Here is a 15841-nt window from a genome sequence, read left to right on the forward strand (position 1 = left end):
TAGGAGATCGGCTGCTGACCCCGGTGCGTAGGCTCGGGCCATGCGGCTGGTCCTGGCGGTGCTCGTGTCCGCAGGTGTTCTCACGGCGGGGTGCGGGTGGAGCCCGCCCGGGGCTGCGCCCCCCAAACCCGATACGTGCACGCCGGCCGACGGTCCCACCCCCGACACGGTCCAGCGGGAGATCAGCGGCACCCCACCGGCCGCGCCCGGCGCGACGTGGACCGAGGTGGCCAACGGCCACACCACCGACTGCCGGCTGTACTGGGTGCAGATCGGCCCGACCGCCGCGGCGCCCGACAGCCCGCAGCAGGTCCTCTTCTTCGCAGGCAACACACCGCTGGGCCCGGCCACCCCGGATCCGCGGCCCTACATCTCGGTGTTGCCGACCGGTGAAGACACCGTGCAGGTGCAGTACCAGTGGCGCCAGAGCGACGAACCGCCCTGCTGCCCAACGGGTATCGGCACCGTCCGATTCCGGATCGGGGGAGACGGCAAGCTCGAGGCCGTCGACCCGATCCCCAACGGCTAGGCCGGCTCCGCCGTCAACAGTTCCTTGGGGTCCATCATCGCGGCGTAGCGCAGCTGCTCGGGGATGCCGAAACCGTCGACGAGGAGTTCCGCGTACGGCCGCAGCGAGCGGCACCGCTCGTTGATGCCGCGGGTGACCGCCTTCGCGCGTTCGGTGGACAGGAAGCGGTGCTCGATGTACCAGGCCTTGTCCTCTTCGATCACCGACAGCGCGTACAGGTCGCAGACCATGCCGAGGATGTTCCTGGCCTCCTCGTCCTCGCACGCGTCGATGCCCGCGACGAACGCCTCGAGCACGATGCGGTCGATGTGGGCCTGCGCGGTGTGCAGCACGTGGTCCTGCACGGCGTTGAACGCGTCGAACGCCGACATCTCCTTGGACTTGCCCTGCAGCCGGCGGGCCACCGAGGACAGCAGATACTCCTCACGGTCCTCGAACATCTGCACCTGGGTGCCGCGGTTGAACAGGCTGCCCTCTTCCTCGTTGTCCTGGCGGGTGTCGAGGATGGTCTGCATGATCGTCTCGGCCGCAGTACGTTTCATCACGCGGGTGCCGACGGTGTTGGCCGCGAAGCGGACCCACTCCACCGGGCTCATCCCCTTGACGTCGTCGGCGTAGGCGGTCAGCAGTTCCTTGGCCACCAGCTGGGTGAGCACGTGGTTGTCACCTTCGAAGGTGGTGAACACGTCGATGTCGCCGCGCAGCCCGATGAGCCGGTTCTCGGCGAGGTAGCCGGCACCGCCGCAGGCCTCGCGCGACTCCTGGATCGCCCGGCTGGCGTGCCAGGTGTTGGCCGCCTTGAGGCCGGCCGCGCGGGCCTCAAGTTCCCGCTGCTCTTCGGCGTCGGGGTGCTCGGCGCTCTGCAGTTCGTGGCATTTGGCGACGAGTTCGTTCTGCGCGAACTGCAGGGCGTACGAGCGGGCGATCAGGGGTAGCAGCCTGCGCTGGTGCACGAGGTAGTCCATGATGACCACCTCTCCGCCGTCGGGTGCGGAGAACTGCTTGCGCTGCAACGCATACCGGGTGGCGATGTCGAGGGCCACCCGCGCGGCGGCGGCCCCGCTGCCGCCGACGGTGACCCGGCCCCGGATCAGCGTGCCGAGCATCGTGAAGAACCGCCGGTTGGGGTTCTCGATCGGGGAGGTGTAGGTCCCGTCCTCGGCGACGTCGCCGTAGCGGTTCAGCAGGTTCACCCGCGGCACCCGCACGTTGTCGAACACGATGCGGCCGTTGTCGACGCCGGGCAGACCGCCCTTGTAATCGCAGTCCGACGTGGTGACCCCGGGCAGGTCGTTGCCGTTCTCGTCGCGGATCGGCACCAGCACGCAGTGCACGCCGTGGTTGACCGGCTTGCCGTCCTCGTGGGTGATGAGTTGCGCGAAAACCGCTGCCATGCGGGCGGTCTGGGCCGCACCACCGATGTAGTCCTTGCGGGCGGTGGGGGTGGGGGAGTTCACGACGAACTCCTGGGTGTCCGGATCGTAGGTGGCCGTCGTCTCGAGGGACTGGACGTCACTGCCGTGGCCGGTCTCGGTCATCGCGAAGCACCCGAGCAGATCGCAGTCGATGATGCGCTTGACGTACTGCTCGTGATGGCGTTCGGTGCCCAGGTTCTCGACGGCACCACCGAACAGTCCCCACTGCACACCGGCCTTGACCATCAGCGACAGGTCGCTCATCGCGAGCATCTCGATTTGGGTGATGGCCGCGCCGACGTTGCCGTTGCCGCCGTGCTCTTTCGCGAAGCCGTCCTCGGCGGCGCCCTCGGCGGCCATGATCCGCAGCTGTTCGTTCACCTTGGTGCGGGCGATGACCGTGTTCGGGGTGTAATGCGGTTTGAAGACCTCGTGGGAGAGTTTGTCCCGCATGTCGTTCTTCACGTCACGCCAGCGGCCGTCGAGGGCGTTTCGCAGATGCTCCGCAGTGGTGGTCATACCTGACGGTAACCCGCTATCCATTCCGCGAAACTGTGATATGGCAAACCAAGGCAGACCTCAGGAAAACGTCATCTTCGGGTGAGCGTTCAATATCGGCATGACGGATTCCGAGCGGCCTAATCCGGTGTCACCGACCGGCCTGCCGCACACGGTCGATCATCAGCACGCCGACGTCACCGGAGGGTGGTTGCGTGCGGCCACTTTCGGGGCGATGGACGGGCTGGTCAGCAACACCGCGCTGATCGCGGGGGTGGCCGCGAGCGCGAGCGCGCAGACCGTCGTCCTCAGCGGTGTGGCCGGTCTGCTGGCCGGCGCGTTCTCGATGGCGCTCGGGGAGTACACATCGGTGCAGACGGCCAATGAGCAGATCGACTCCGAGGTCCGCCTCGAACGGCGGTCGTTCCGGACCCAGCCGCAGGCCGAAGAGGACGAGCTCGTCGGCATGCTCATGGAGATGGGGATGAGCGACGAGACCGCCCGCAAGGCCTCCACGGAGATCCACCAGGATGAGACGCGGGCGCTGAACTTCCACCTCGTCCAGGAACTGGGCGTGCATCCGGAGGAGACGCCGTCGCCGTGGGTGGCGGCCGGTTCGTCGTTCGTCATGTTCGCGATCGGCGCCATCATTCCGCTCATCCCGTACCTGCTCGGCTACGAATCGCTCTGGGTGGGGCTGTTGTTCGGCGGGGTCGGCCTGCTCATCGCCGGCGCGAGCGCCGCGCGGTTCACCCGCAAGCCGATCGCGTTCGCCGGGATCCGCCAGCTCGGTCTCGGGGCGATCGCGATCGCCGCGACCTACGCCGTCGGCCTCCTCATCGGCACCACCGTCACCTAGGCCTAGGTCTCGCTTCCGACCGTCACGGCTCGGGCCTCGTCGGTGCGTTCGGTGAGCTCGTCTTCCTCGACGTCGATACCGCGCAGGTGTCCGCGGGTGGCGGTCAGCACGACGGCGGCCGCCAGCACCGCGCCCGCGCCGACCCAGTAGGGGAGGTGGACGTCGACCTGCTCACCGAGCACACCGGCCAGCCACGGGGCGACGGCCGCACCGCCGAACCGCAGGAAGCTGTAGGCGGCCGACGCGACCGCGCGTTCGACCGGGGCGGCCTTCATCACCGTCTCCGTGATCAGCGTGTTGTTGACGCCGATGAACAGGCCGGCCACCACGACACAGGTCGCCAGCACTGCCTTGCTGTCGGTGCCGATCGCCATCACGACCAACGTCGCCGTCATCGCGAGCAGGTTGACGATCAGTGTGGGCACGGTGCCGAACCGGTGCTGCAACCGGGGCGCTACGACCACCGAGGTGAACGCGAGCGCCACCCCCCACCCGAAGAAGATCAGCCCGATCTGCTGTGCGGACATGTCCAAGGGGAACGGGGTGAACGCGAGCAGGGTGAAGAACCCGAAGTTGTAGAGCAGCGCGGTGATCGACGTGCCGAGCAGACCGCGGTGCCGCAGCGCGCGGAACGGATCGGCCAGCGTGGTGGCCCGCTCCGGCCGCGGCGTCGGCGGCAGCAGGATCGCGGTGACCACCACGGCGACGACCATGAGCGCCGAGACGCCGAAAAATGGCCCGCGCCAAGAGATTTCACCGAGCAGACCGCCGACGAGTGGGCCGACGGCGATACCGAGGCCGAGTGCGGCCTCGTACAGGATGATCGCCTGCGCCACCGAGCCACGCGCCGAGTTGACGATCGTGGCCAGCGCGGTCGCGATGAACAGGGCGTTGCCCAGACCCCACAGCGCGCGCCATCCGACGATCTCCATGACCGTGCCGCTCATCCCGGCCAGACCGGCGCCGGCGATGATCACGACCAGACCGAGCAGCAGGGTGTGCTTGGGGCCGATGCGGCTGGAGACGACGCCGGTGATCAGCATCGCCACCCCCATCACGGCCATGTAGCTGGTGAACAGCAACGACACCTGGGACGGGGAGGCGTTCAGGTTGTCGGCGATCGGTTTGAGGATGGGGTCGACGAGGCCGATGCCCATGAACGCCACGACGGAGGCGAAGGCTACGGCCCAGACGGCTTTGGGTTGGCGCCACATCGGTGGGCGACTCCTGTCTGTCAGCTGTCGGGTTGCGCGAGCAACCGCTCGATGACCTCGACGGCGTCGGCGAGCGTCTGGCGGTCTTCCGGCGAGAGCTGTGCCAGCCGCGGATCGATGACCGCGGCGCGGTCGATGCGGGCCTGGGCCAGCACCGTCCTGCCCTTGTCGGTGATGCGGATCAGCACCGCCCGCGCATCCAGCGGGTCGGTGGTCCGCGAGACCAGGCCGGCGTCTTCGAGCCGGCGCACCTGCGTGGTCATGGTGGGCTGCGAACAGCGGTCGAGGGTGGCGAGGTCGGAGATGCGGGCCTCACCCTGGTCCTCGATGGTCGACAGCAGCCGCGCCTGCGCCCAGGGCAGCGGTAACCGCGTGCGCTGGGTGGCCAACCGGTTGAGCCGGGCGACGACGGCGAGCAGGTCGCCGCCGAGATGTTCGCCGCCCGCCCCGGGGGAATCCTCGGTGGCAGGTGTGGTCATGGCCGCCATAATACATAGGAAAACTATGCAGTCCAAGCACTGTCATCTGCCCGGGGACGCAGACCCTACGCGGCCGACTGGCAGAATCGGGTGATGACCGCAACCCCGACGCCGAGCCAGCCTCGCCGCGCCGGGTCGTTGCAGCCCGGTGAACTCGCCCAGGCCTCGGTGATGGCGGCCCTGTGTGCGGCGACGGCCATCATCGCCGTCGTCGTCCCGTTCGCCGCCGCGCTGTCGCTGCTCGGCACCGTCCCGATGGGGTTGCTGGCCTATCGCTACCGCCTGCGCGTGCTGATCGCCGCGACGGTCGCGGGGGCCACCATCGCCTTCCTGATCGCCGGTATGGGCGGGATGATGTCGGTGATCGACTGCGCCTACATCGGCGGGTTGACCGGCATCGTCAAACGGCGCGGCCGCGGCACGCCCACCGTGTTCGTCGCGGCCCTGGTCGCGGGAACCGCCTTCGGCGCGGCGGCGGTGGCAGCCTTGACCGTCCTCTCGCGTCTGCGCAACCTGATCTTCGATTCGCTGACCGCCAACATCAACGGCATCGCCGCGGTGCTGTCGCGCATCCCGAACATGGAGGACTCGGCCGAACGGCTCAAACGCGACTTCGCGACGGCGCTGGACTACTGGCCACTGGTCATCGGCGGATCCGGGATCCTCAGCATCACCATGGTCACGCTGATCGGATGGTGGGCGCTGTCGAGGGTGCTCGGCCGCCTGGTCAACATCCCGGACGTGCACAAACTCGAGGCCGCCGCCGAGACCGGGCCCGTCGCGCCGGTCCCGACCGAACTGCGCGACGTACGGTTCCGCTATCCCAACACCGGGCAGGACGCGCTCGGTCCGGTGTCGCTGGCCGTGAGTCCCGGCGAACACCTCGCGATCACCGGCGCCAACGGATCGGGGAAGACGACGCTGATGCTCGTGCTGGCCGGCCGCGAACCGACCGCGGGCACCGTCGAGCGGCCGGGGGCGGTGGGACTCGGGCGCCTCGGCGGCACCGCGGTGGTCATGCAGCACCCGGAGAGCCAGGTGCTGGGTACGCGGGTGGCCGACGACGTCGTCTGGGGCCTGCCTCCGGGCACGAAGACCGACGTGCCCAGGCTGCTGTCCGAGGTGGGCCTGAGCGGTATGGAGGAGCGCGACACCGGCGGTCTCTCCGGCGGCGAACTGCAGCGGCTCGCCGTGGCCGCCGCCCTGGCCCGCGAACCGGCGCTGCTCATCGCCGACGAGGTCACCAGCATGGTCGACCAGCAGGGCCGCGACGGTCTCATCCAGGTGCTGTCCGGGCTCACCGAACATCACGACATGTCGCTGGTGCACATCACGCACTACAACGACGAGGCCGGCGTCGCCGACCGCACCATCAACCTCACCGGAAACGGCGGCGCGGCCGACAACGCCGAGATGGTCGAGACCGCCGCCGCCCCCACGGGCACGACGCCCGTCGCTCACACCGGCGCCGCACCGGTCCTCGAACTGGTCGGCGTCGGACACGAGTACGCCACCGGCACCCCGTGGGCCAAGACCGCCCTGCGCGACATCGACTTCACCGTGCCCGAGGGCGACGGTCTGCTGATCCACGGCCTCAACGGCTCCGGCAAATCGACACTGGCCTGGATCATGGCGGGTCTGACCGTGCCGACCACCGGCAGCTGCCTGCTCGACGGCGAACCCGTCTCCGACCAGGTCGGCGCCGTCGCGATCTCCTTCCAGGCGGCCCGTCTGCAGCTCATGCGCAGCCATGTCGACCGGGAGATCGCTTCGGCCGCGGGGTTCTCCCACCACGACCACGACCGCGTCCGGCAGGCGCTCGCCACGGTCGGCCTGGATCCGACGATGGCCTCGCGGCGGATCGACCAGCTCAGCGGCGGTCAGATGCGCCGCGTCGTGCTGGCCGGTCTGCTGGCCCGGAAACCGCGGGCGCTGATCCTCGACGAACCGCTGGCCGGGCTCGACGCCGCCAGCCAGCGCGGCCTGCTGCGGCTGGTCACCGATCTGCGCCGCAACGCCGGTCTGACGGTCGTCGTCATCTCCCACGACTTCTCCGGACTCGAGGAGCTGTGCCCGCGCACCCTGCATCTGCGAGACGGCCTGCTCGCCCCCGCCTCGGCGACCGCGGGAGGTGTGTCGTGACGGCCCCCGCCCGCAAACCGCGCCGGCCGGTGGTGCTGCTGCGTCCGGTCCCGGGACGCTCGGTCATCCACGACCTGTGGGCCGGAACCAAGCTCATCGCGGTCGCCGCGATCGGAGTCCTGCTCACCTTCTATCCGGGCTGGGTGCCGATCGCGGCGGTCGGACTGCTGGTGGTCGTGGCGGCGCGGTTGGCGCACATCCCGGGTGGGGCGCTCCCGTCGATCCCGGCCTTCCTGTGGGGTCTGTTGTTCATCGGCGGCCTGACGGCGACGTTCGGCGGTGGGGACCCCGTCGTGGCCTTCGGCTCGGTCGAGGTCGGGCTCGGCGGCCTGTTCAACTTCCTGCGCATCACGGCGCTGTCGATCGTGCTGCTCGGTCTGGGCGCGATGGTGTCGTGGACGACCAACGTCGCCGAGATCGCCCCCGCGGTCGCGAAACTGGGCCGCCCGCTGCGGGCGGTCCGCATCCCGATCGACGACTGGGCGGTGGCGATCGCCCTGGCCCTTCGGGCGTTTCCGATGCTCGTCGACGAGTTCGCGACGCTGTACGCGGCGCGGCGGTTGCGCCCCAAACAGCACCTGTCGAGCCGCAAGGCGCGGCGCAAGCGGTGGCTGATCGAGATCGTCGACCTGCTCGCCGCGGCCGTGACCGCCGCACTGCGTCGCGCCGACGAGATGGGCGATGCGATCACCGCCCGCGGTGGCACCGGGCAGATCTCGGCGGCGCCGTCGGGACCCAGGGCGCGCGACTGGATCACCATGGCGATCATCGTCGTGGTGTGCGGGGCGGCGCTGGCGGTGGAACTGACCGTGCTGCCGACGAGTTCGGCGCCCACCTGATCGGTGCCGTCGCCGCAGCGCCACTACGGTGGATGCCGTGACAGCGCCCCGACGTGTTGACGCCGACTTCCTCGCCCTGCCACGACAGCACCTGGCCGACGCCGCGTTGTCGGCTGCGCTGGCGGCGGGGGCGACCTACGCCGACCTGAGGATCCACGCGATCACCAGCGAACTGGTTCAGTTGCGCGACGGCGAACTCGAGACCGCGGTCATCGACCGGGAGATCGGCCTGGCCGTGCGGGTGATCGTCGACGGCACATGGGGGTTCGCCTCGCACGCCGAACTCGACCCGGCGGTGGCCGCCGATACCGCGCGGCGGGCGGTGGCCGTGGCGACGACGCTGGCCCCGCTCAACGCCGAACGCATCGAACTGGCACCCGAACCGGTCTACCGTGACGTCAGCTGGGTGTCGGACTACCGCGTCGACCCGTTCACCGTGCCCGCCGCGGACAAGATCGCGGTACTGGGCGAATACTCCGGTCGGCTGCTCGCCGCGGACGGCGTCGACCACGTGTCGGCCGGTCTGCACACCGCCAAGGAGCAGACGTTCTATGCCGACACGTTCGGGTCGTCGATCACGCAGCAGCGGGTGCGGGTGCTGCCGACCCTCGATGCCGTCGCCGTCGACAGCGCCGCAGGGACATTCGAGACCATGCGCACCCTCGCCCCGCCGACCGCGCGCGGCTGGGAGGTCGTCGCCGGCGACGAGGTGTGGGACTGGACCGCCGAACTCGCCGAGTTGCCGTCGCTGCTCGCGGAGAAGGTCAAGGCGCCCGGCGTCACCGCCGGGCCGACCGATCTGGTGATCGACCCGACGAACCTCTGGCTGACCATCCACGAATCCATCGGCCACGCCACCGAATACGACCGGGCCATCGGCTACGAGGCCGCCTACGCCGGCACGTCGTTCGCCACCCCCGACAAACTCGGCGCCATGCGGTACGGCTCACCGGTGATGAACGTGACCGCCGACCGGACCGTCGAATACGGTCTGGCGTCAATCGGTTTCGACGACGAAGGCGTCCGCGCGCAGAGTTGGGACCTGGTGCGCGACGGGATCTTCGTCGGCTATCAGCTCGACCGGGTGTTCGCCCCGCGGCTGGGGGTGGCCCGGTCCAACGGGTGCGCGTACGCCGACTCGCCGCACCACGTGCCGATCCAGCGGATGGCCAACGTGTCCCTGCAGCCGGCCGCCGAGGACGTCGGCACCGACGACCTGATCGCCCGCGTCGAGGACGGCCTCTACATCGTCGGCGACAAGAGCTGGTCGATCGACATGCAGCGCTACAACTTCCAGTTCACCGGTCAGCGGTTCTTCCGGATCCGTGACGGCCGCCTCGACGGTCAGGTGCGTGACGTGGCCTATCAGGCGACGACGACGGACTTCTGGGGTGCGCTCGAGGCCGTCGGCGGGCCGTCGACGTGGCGGCTCGGCGGGGCGTTCAACTGCGGTAAGGCCCAACCCGGACAGGTCGCGGCGGTGAGCCACGGTTGTCCGTCCGCGCTGTTCCGGGGGATCAACGTGCTCAACACCCGTGAGGAGGCCGGTAGGTGATCGGGCCGCAGGACGTCGTCGACGCCGTACTCGCCGAAGCGGCCCGCCGGGGTCGCGCCGACGAGACGATCGTGCTGGTGACCGACCGGGCCGACGCGTCGCTGCGGTGGGCGGGCAACTCGATGACCACCAACGGTGAGTCGGTCAGTCGCAGCACCACGGTGATTTCGATTGTGCGGCAAGGCAACAGCGCGCGCGTCGGGTCGGTGCGCTCCAGCGAGGTGGAACCGGCCGCGATCGGCGCGCTGGTCGCGGCGTCGCAGGACGCCGCCGTCGCCGCACCCGAGGCCCGCGACAGTGCGCCGCCGCTGCCGCCGACCGAGACACCCGGAGACTGGGAGCTTCCGGTGCCTGCGACCGGCGCGGAGGTGTTCGCCGGCGTGGCGGGCAGCCTGGCGCGCGGATTCCGTGGCGAGGACGCACTGTACGGGTTCGCCCGGCACGTGCTGGAAACGACGTTCGTCGCGACGTCGACGGGTCTGCGCCGCCGCTACACGCAGCCGACCGGATCGGTGGAGATCAACGCCAAGCGGGGCGGCGCGAGCGCGTGGGCCGGTGTCAGCACGCCCGACTTCGTCAACGTGCCAACCGATTCCATGCTCGAAGACCTGGCGACACGGTTGGGATGGGCCGAGCGCACGGTCGAACTGCCCGCCGGACGTTACGAGACACTCATGCCGCCGTCGACGGTCGCCGACATGATGATCTACCTGACCTGGACGATGGACGGCCGCGGGGCGCAGGAGGGCCGCACCGCGCTGTCGGCGCCGGGCGGTACCCGGGTGGGGGAGAAGCTGACCGACCTGCCGCTGACGCTGTACTCCGATCCCGCCGCACCAGGTCTGGCGTGCCTGCCGTTCGTCACGGCGGCCACGTCCTCGGAGCGGGTGTCGGTGTTCGACAACGGGATGGACATCGACCGGGTGGACTGGCTGCGTGACGGCGCGGTCAACGCGCTGGCCTATCCGCGCGCCGCGGCCGCGGAGTTCGGGGAGCCGGTCGCGGTACCGGCGGAGAACCTGCTGATGACCGGCGGAACCGCGGAACTGGCCGACATGATCGCCGCCACCGAGCGCGGACTGCTGCTGACGACGCTGTGGTACATCCGCGAGGTCGATCCGACGGTGCTGCTGCTGACCGGGCTGACCCGCGACGGCGTCTACCTCATCGAGGACGGTGAGGTCTCGGCGGCGGTGAACAACTTCCGGTTCAACGAGAGCCCGCTCGATCTACTGCGGCGGGCCACCGAGGCGGGGGTGAGCGAGGTGACGCTGCCACGCGAGTGGGGGGACTGGGCGACCCGCGCGGCGATGCCGACGTTACGGATTCCCGACTTTCACATGTCTTCGGTGAGCCAGGCGCAATAATCACTGAGGTGCCCGTAGATGCGGTGTTTCGACAGTTGTCCGCTCTGGTTGCGACGTCGTCGGGGGATTTGCGCCTCGACACCGTGATCCGCCTGACGTGTGGGCGGGCCCTGCGGCTGTTGCCGCTACCGGTCGAAGTCGACCTGTTCGACGGTAAGTCCGACGCCGAGTCGGTGGTGGCGGCGTTCGCCGAACAGTTCGCCACCGACGTGACGGGCGTCAGTGACAATCAGCGCACCTGTTTCGTGACAGCGTTGGGCGACAGGGCGTTTCGGGTCAGCGCCGCGGTGTTCATCGCGGACTTCGTGCCGCGGGTGTGGGCCGGGTTGGAGGCGTTGGGGCTGGGCCATCCGGGTAGGGATGTACCGGTGGACTGGGACCACGAGACCGACCCGGCGCAGGCGCTGCTGGGCGAATTCGTCCCCGCGGTCGCCCGGTTGCGCGCGCTCGATCCGCTCACGACGGAGGTGGTGCGGTTGCGCGGGGCGGTCGCCCACAACTGCCGGCTGTGCAAATCACTGCGGGAGGGCCATGCCCTCGATGCGGGCGGTTCGGAATCGTTGTACGCCGAGATCCAGGACTACGAGCACTCCGAGCAGTTGAGCGACGAGCACAAGGCGGCGCTGCGCTACGTCGACGCGCTGGTGTGGACACCGTCGGCGATACCGGTCGAGGTGGCGCGGGGTGTGCGCAGCTGCTTCTCCGAGGACGAGTCCCTCGAGCTGACACTGGACATCATGCGTAACGCGACGAACAAGATCGCCGTCGCACTGGGCGCCGACACGCCCCGGGTGGCGTCAGGTACCGAGCGTTACCTGATCGACGACGACGGGCAGACGGTGTTCGCCGGGGCGCCGTGACCGTCACCGCGGCACGACAGTTCGAGACGTACGGACCGTCGTACTGGGGTGCCATCGCCGTGTTCGTGGTCGGTGCGGTGGTCCTGGTGTGGGTGGGCCGTCGGCAGACCGAGGAGCAGTCGCGGCGGTTCGGCCGGATCGTCGGTGGGCTCACCGCGGTGATCTATGTGGCCGTACTGGTCTACTCGCTGTTCCCGCCGATGATCGGGCGGTCCGTGCCTCTGCGGTTGACCGACCTGGCGACGGTGGCCGCGGCGTGCGCGCTGTGGTCGCAGCGGCACTGGGCGTTCGCGCTGACCTACTACTGGGGACTGGTGCTCAGCGCGCAGGCGCTGATCTCGCCGGTTCTGGTCGGCCCCGACTTCCCGCACTACACGTTTCTGGCGTTCTGGGCGATCCACCTGCTGGTCGTGTGGGCGGCGATCTACCTGACGTGGGGGCGGGGGATGCGACCGAGTTGGCGCAGCCTGCGGCTCGTCCTGCTGGTCACCGCGGCGTGGGCGGCGGTCACGTTCGCGTTCAACCGGATCGCCGGAACCAACTACGGGTTCCTCAACGGCAAGCCGGTGACCGCGAGCCTGTTGGACGTGCTCGGCCCGTGGCCGGTGTACATCGTCTCGGCGACGGTGTTGATCGTCATCGTCTGGGTGGCCATGACGCTGCCGTGGGTGCGGGCGAGGGAATCACAGCCGCATGCGACGATGGTGCCGCGTTCGATGCGCCGGGGGCGGTAGCTCAGTCGGTTAGAGCCGTGGACTCATAATCCATTGGTCGCGGGTTCGAGCCCCGCCCGCCCCACCCCAGGTCTTGTATTGCGGCGAAACTGCGCACAGATAAGGTCCAGCAGTGATTTCGTGATCTGGCAGCAGTCTCGGCGGGGCTGGGGAGGTGAGTCCTCGTGAATGCACAACTGGACGGCTCATGTGTCTCGATCGACCTCCCGACGAGCATAGTCGAGCTGGTCGGAGGTTACGGCTTCCTGTCCAACCTGCTCTGCGGACTCGCGCTCGGCGCGGTCGCGTTCCTGCTCGGGAAGAAGGAAGCGGCGCCACCCCACACGATCGCGTTGCTCGCCTCCGGTGTGCTGATCCTCGCCGCCGACTCCTTCCTGTTCGCGTCGGTGCACTCGAGGAAGCCGTTCGTGATCGACGACGTGATCGCGCCGGGCGGCGAGTACGTGTGCTATCTCGTGTGGACCCTGGCGATGCCGGGCTTTGGAATGCTGATGGTCGGGGCGACCGTCCTGGTCGTGAGCATCGGTTGGATGATCGTCCAGTACGCCATCACGAACGACATCGAGAGTCCGATCTTCGCGGCTCTGGGAGGGGTCTTCAGCTTCTTCATCGTGCTGACCACGACGCTGTCGCTCGTCAACGTCTCGAACCAGTACCTGGTGTTCATGATGTACCCGGACCGGCCGTCCGGTCTGGCCGTCGCAGCTGTCTGGATCTTCGGTCTGGTCATGGCGGCGATCGCTTGCTCGATGATCGTGCTGAGGACGGCCGGCCTTTACCGGTATCGGAAGGCGCAGGCTGACTGGGGCGCCGTCGCCGACTCCCGGTTCCGGGCGCTCGCCCTCGCTGCCATCTCGATCTCCGCCTACGGCTTCCTGGCCATAACGGTCGACGCGCTGATTTTCCTGTTCCGGGCTGACGACTCCGTGCGCGCGCCAAGCGTGATGTGGTCGGCGATCGTCCTGTGCCTGGGCCTGCCGTGGGTGATCTACCTACCGATCTGCTACGCCCTGCCCGGACCGGCATTCAGAGCCAGCCGGAGACCGCCGGGTCGATGAATGCCTGACTCAGGACGGCGGTGTCTCAGCCGTTCTCGCAACCCGTTCCGTTGCCGTCCTGGTCGAGTTCGTAGATGTCGGTCCCGATGACGGTGACGGGGCCGGACACATAGGCGGGGCCGTTCCCGCTGCCTGCGGCGCAGTCGACGTCGCTGGCGATCGGAACGCATGGGCCGGAGTAATTGGGATCGCATTGGGAGGGCTGCTGGGGCAGCGGGGTAGCGAGGGCTGCCGGGGCGAATCCGAGTCCCAGGGCGACCCCGGCGATGAGCACTGCAAACTTCACGCTGACACATCGTCGGCGTCAGGTCCGGCGTTACCGCGACGACGCCGCGCCGAACGCCGGGGCGACGAAGCGGCGAAGCAGTTGTTCTTCCTGCCGGGGGTCCGGGTCCGGCCAGTACGCCAGCGACACCACCACCCGCACGATCCACTGTGCGGCCAAGGGGTCGTCCTCGGTGATCCCGCTGAGGTCGGCGGCGAGTTGGCCCAGCACCGGTGACGAATGCAGCGCACCGAGTTCGGGCGCGTTCGGTGCGCCCATGAGCAGTTTTCGCATCGGATCGGACCGGAGCTCGCCGAGCGCCACCGTGATCGCGGTGACGACCCGGTCCGCACCGCTCCGGTCCGCGACGGCGCGGCGAACCGTGTCGATGACGCCTGCGGCGAGGCGCATCAACACCGCGTCACGGATCTGGGCCTTTCCTCCGGCGTAGCGGTAGATGGTGGCCCTCGAGCAGTGCAGTCGCTTCGCAAGGGCGTCGATGTCCAGCGCGTCCAGTCCCTCGGTGACGACGACGTCGACGGCGGAGGCGTAGATGCGTTCGGCCGCCGCATCGCGGCGATCGCCGCCGACCACCCAGTCGTCGCGAACCATCGCGCAGAACCCCCGTGTCCGGTTGTCGCGGAGTATCTCAGATTTGAGACGAGGCTGGCGAAGTGTTTCAGCATTTCCGCAGGGTGGCGTCCCCGCGCTGAGACAGTGCCGCGCCGTAGCGTCGGCGCCGGATCTCCACTTCGGCGGCACCCGTTGACGTGGCGTCATCGCGCCGCGCAGCGTGGAACGATGACGTCACCGGATGGTGCCCTTGGCATCTCGCTCTTCGACGATCGCTACATCCAGGACCCGGGTCCGCTCTACGCGCGGATGCACCGGGCCGGCGCTGTGCACCGCATCGGGGATTCCGGTTTCTACGCAGTCAGCGGATGGGACGCCGTGACCGAGGCGATCGCCCGCTGCGACGACTTCTCGTCGAACCTGACCGCGACCATGCTGTATCAGCCCGGCGGCGCGGTCACCGAGTTCCACCTCGGCGAACTCGGCGGCCCGACGCAGGCCCTCGCGACCGCGGACGAGCCGGCCCATTCCGTCCATCGCAAAGCGCTGCTACCGCATCTGGCGGTCAAACGCATTCGCGCGTTCGAGCCGTTCATCGACGACACCGCCGCGCAACTCTGGGACACCCACCTTCGAGACGGCCGCATCGAGTGGATGGGTGCGGTGGCCAACCGGCTGCCGATGATGATCGTCGGGCGGATCATCGGCGTGCCCGACGCCGACGTCGACAAGCTCATCCGATGGGGGTACTCGGCCACCCAGGTCGTCGAGGGTCTGGTCACCCAACAGCAATTGGACGCCGCTTCTGTCGCGGTGTTGGAGTTGAGCGGTTACATCGCCGACCAGTTCCGGCGTGCGGCAGCAGGTTCCCGCGAGAATCTGCTCGGCGACCTCGCAGCCGCGTGCGCCGATGGCACGCTGGACGATATGGCGGCGTTGGCCATGATGATCACCCTGTTCAGCGCCGGGGGCGAGTCGACGGCGTCGCTGATCGGCTCCGCCGCATGGATTCTCGCGACCCGCCAGGACATCCAGCAGCGGGTCCGCGCCCGGCCCGAACTGCTCGACGCATTCCTCGAAGAGGTGTTGCGCTGCGAACCGCCGTTCCGCGGCCACTACCGGCACGTCGTCCACGACACCACGCTCTGCGACGTCGACCTACCGGCGGGATCCCGGCTGCTGCTGCTCTGGGGCGCGGCCAATCGCGACCCGTCACACTTCGACGACCCCGGCGACTTCCGGCTCGACCGCCCCGCCGGCAGGGGGCACATGGCGTTCGGCAGGGGTGCGCACTTCTGTGTCGGAGCGGCCCTGGCCAGACTGGAGGCCAGGATCGTCATCCGTCAGCTCCTCGAACGCACCTCGCAGGTGGACGCGGTCGAGGTCGGCCGCTGGTTGCCGAGTCTCTTGGTGCGTCGACTCGAACGCCTGGAACTGGCGGTGGATTGACTGGG

Annotated in this window: 15 protein-coding genes and 1 tRNA gene; 11 read left to right on the forward strand and 5 right to left on the reverse strand. The window is 69.0% G+C overall.

Annotated features, from left to right (window positions below; translation table 11 throughout):
• Positions 1 to 40 precede the first annotated feature (40 nt).
• Positions 41 to 529: an LppP/LprE family lipoprotein gene (locus G6N49_RS05755; RefSeq protein WP_011560819.1), complete on the forward strand. Its 489-nt coding sequence runs from the start codon at positions 41 to 43 to the stop codon at positions 527 to 529.
• Here G6N49_RS05755 and G6N49_RS05760 read toward each other — a convergent pair.
• Positions 526 to 2463 (reverse strand): acyl-CoA dehydrogenase family protein, encoded by a 1938-nt coding sequence (locus G6N49_RS05760; protein ID WP_011856090.1) that lies wholly within the window; start codon positions 2461 to 2463, stop codon positions 526 to 528. The genes G6N49_RS05755 and G6N49_RS05760 overlap by 4 nt on opposite strands.
• A gap of 100 nt (positions 2464 to 2563) precedes the next feature.
• On the opposite strand from G6N49_RS05760, the gene G6N49_RS05765 reads away from it, so the two are divergent.
• Positions 2564 to 3301, forward strand: coding sequence for a VIT1/CCC1 transporter family protein (locus tag G6N49_RS05765; protein WP_011560817.1), 738 nt, complete (start codon positions 2564 to 2566; stop codon positions 3299 to 3301).
• A 2-nt stretch (positions 3302 to 3303) separates the two neighbouring features.
• Here G6N49_RS05765 and G6N49_RS05770 read toward each other — a convergent pair whose 3' ends face one another.
• Both G6N49_RS05770 and G6N49_RS05775 read right to left on the reverse strand, forming a co-directional pair.
• A complete protein-coding gene (locus G6N49_RS05770) occupies positions 3304 to 4515 on the reverse strand; it encodes an MFS transporter (protein ID WP_011856089.1) in 1212 nt (403 codons plus the stop codon).
• A 20-nt stretch (positions 4516 to 4535) separates the two neighbouring features.
• On the reverse strand, positions 4536 to 5003 hold the full coding sequence (locus G6N49_RS05775; protein WP_011856088.1) for a MarR family winged helix-turn-helix transcriptional regulator: 468 nt from the start codon (positions 5001 to 5003) through the stop codon (positions 4536 to 4538).
• An 84-nt stretch (positions 5004 to 5087) separates the two neighbouring features.
• On the opposite strand from G6N49_RS05775, the gene G6N49_RS05780 reads away from it, so the two are divergent.
• From G6N49_RS05780 to G6N49_RS05815, 8 genes are all read left to right on the forward strand, one after another.
• The gene (locus tag G6N49_RS05780) at positions 5088 to 7136 is read left to right on the forward strand and encodes an ABC transporter ATP-binding protein (protein ID WP_011856087.1); all 2049 of its coding nucleotides are present in this window, start codon (positions 5088 to 5090) and stop codon (positions 7134 to 7136) included.
• The gene (locus tag G6N49_RS05785) at positions 7133 to 7975 is read left to right on the forward strand and encodes a CbiQ family ECF transporter T component (protein ID WP_011856086.1); all 843 of its coding nucleotides are present in this window, start codon (positions 7133 to 7135) and stop codon (positions 7973 to 7975) included. The genes G6N49_RS05780 and G6N49_RS05785 overlap by 4 nt, the downstream gene beginning before the upstream one ends.
• Positions 7976 to 8012: 37 nt before the next feature.
• On the forward strand, positions 8013 to 9530 hold the full coding sequence (locus G6N49_RS05790; protein ID WP_011856085.1) for a TldD/PmbA family protein: 1518 nt from the start codon (positions 8013 to 8015) through the stop codon (positions 9528 to 9530).
• Positions 9527 to 10897: a metallopeptidase TldD-related protein gene (locus G6N49_RS05795; protein ID WP_011856084.1), complete on the forward strand. Its 1371-nt coding sequence runs from the start codon at positions 9527 to 9529 to the stop codon at positions 10895 to 10897. Before G6N49_RS05790 ends, G6N49_RS05795 begins: the two co-directional genes overlap by 4 nt.
• Positions 10898 to 10920: 23 nt before the next feature.
• Positions 10921 to 11757, forward strand: a complete 837-nt coding sequence (locus tag G6N49_RS05800; RefSeq protein WP_011856083.1) for a carboxymuconolactone decarboxylase family protein — start codon at positions 10921 to 10923, stop codon at positions 11755 to 11757.
• Entirely contained in the window at positions 11754 to 12491 is a 738-nt protein-coding gene (locus G6N49_RS05805) for a YwaF family protein (RefSeq protein WP_011560809.1), read from the forward strand. The genes G6N49_RS05800 and G6N49_RS05805 overlap by 4 nt, the downstream gene beginning before the upstream one ends.
• Positions 12482 to 12555: transfer RNA gene (locus tag G6N49_RS05810), tRNA-Ile, on the forward strand. Before G6N49_RS05805 ends, G6N49_RS05810 begins: the two co-directional genes overlap by 10 nt.
• A 100-nt stretch (positions 12556 to 12655) precedes the next feature.
• Complete coding sequence (locus tag G6N49_RS05815) at positions 12656 to 13549, forward strand: hypothetical protein (RefSeq protein WP_011856082.1); 894 nt, start codon at positions 12656 to 12658, stop codon at positions 13547 to 13549.
• A gap of 25 nt (positions 13550 to 13574) precedes the next feature.
• Here G6N49_RS05815 and G6N49_RS05820 read toward each other — a convergent pair whose 3' ends face one another.
• Both G6N49_RS05820 and G6N49_RS05825 read right to left on the reverse strand, forming a co-directional pair.
• Entirely contained in the window at positions 13575 to 13802 is a 228-nt protein-coding gene (locus G6N49_RS05820; RefSeq protein WP_041925325.1) for a hypothetical protein, read from the reverse strand.
• A gap of 63 nt (positions 13803 to 13865) precedes the next feature.
• Positions 13866 to 14426, reverse strand: a complete 561-nt coding sequence (locus tag G6N49_RS05825) for a TetR/AcrR family transcriptional regulator (protein WP_011856080.1) — start codon at positions 14424 to 14426, stop codon at positions 13866 to 13868.
• A gap of 189 nt (positions 14427 to 14615) precedes the next feature.
• Here G6N49_RS05825 and G6N49_RS05830 point away from each other — a divergent pair, with 189 nt between their 5' ends.
• Positions 14616 to 15836 carry a cytochrome P450 gene (locus G6N49_RS05830; protein WP_011856079.1) on the forward strand — a complete coding sequence of 407 codons (1221 nt, stop codon included), beginning with the start codon at positions 14616 to 14618 and terminating at the stop codon, positions 15834 to 15836.
• The last annotated feature ends 5 nt before the right edge of the window (positions 15837 to 15841 follow it).

This window comes from Mycolicibacterium monacense (genome assembly GCF_010731575.1).
In the GTDB taxonomy this organism is placed as follows: domain Bacteria; phylum Actinomycetota; class Actinomycetes; order Mycobacteriales; family Mycobacteriaceae; genus Mycobacterium; species Mycobacterium monacense.

Excerpts from the sequence above, each read along its gene's own strand:
- G6N49_RS05755 (WP_011560819.1), top strand. The coding sequence starts at position 41 with ATGCGGCTGGTCCTGGCGGTGCTCGTGTCCGCAGGTGTTCTCACGGCG.
- G6N49_RS05765 (WP_011560817.1), top strand. The coding sequence starts at position 2,564 with ATGACGGATTCCGAGCGGCCTAATCCGGTGTCACCGACCGGCCTGCCG.
- G6N49_RS05760 (WP_011856090.1), bottom strand. The coding sequence starts at position 2,463 with ATGACCACCACTGCGGAGCATCTGCGAAACGCCCTCGACGGCCGCTGG.
- G6N49_RS05830 (WP_011856079.1), top strand. The coding sequence starts at position 14,616 with ATGACGTCACCGGATGGTGCCCTTGGCATCTCGCTCTTCGACGATCGC.
- G6N49_RS05825 (WP_011856080.1), bottom strand. The coding sequence starts at position 14,426 with ATGGTTCGCGACGACTGGGTGGTCGGCGGCGATCGCCGCGATGCGGCG.
- G6N49_RS05780 (WP_011856087.1), top strand. The coding sequence starts at position 5,088 with ATGACCGCAACCCCGACGCCGAGCCAGCCTCGCCGCGCCGGGTCGTTG.
- G6N49_RS05770 (WP_011856089.1), bottom strand. The coding sequence starts at position 4,515 with ATGTGGCGCCAACCCAAAGCCGTCTGGGCCGTAGCCTTCGCCTCCGTC.
- G6N49_RS05775 (WP_011856088.1), bottom strand. The coding sequence starts at position 5,003 with ATGGCGGCCATGACCACACCTGCCACCGAGGATTCCCCCGGGGCGGGC.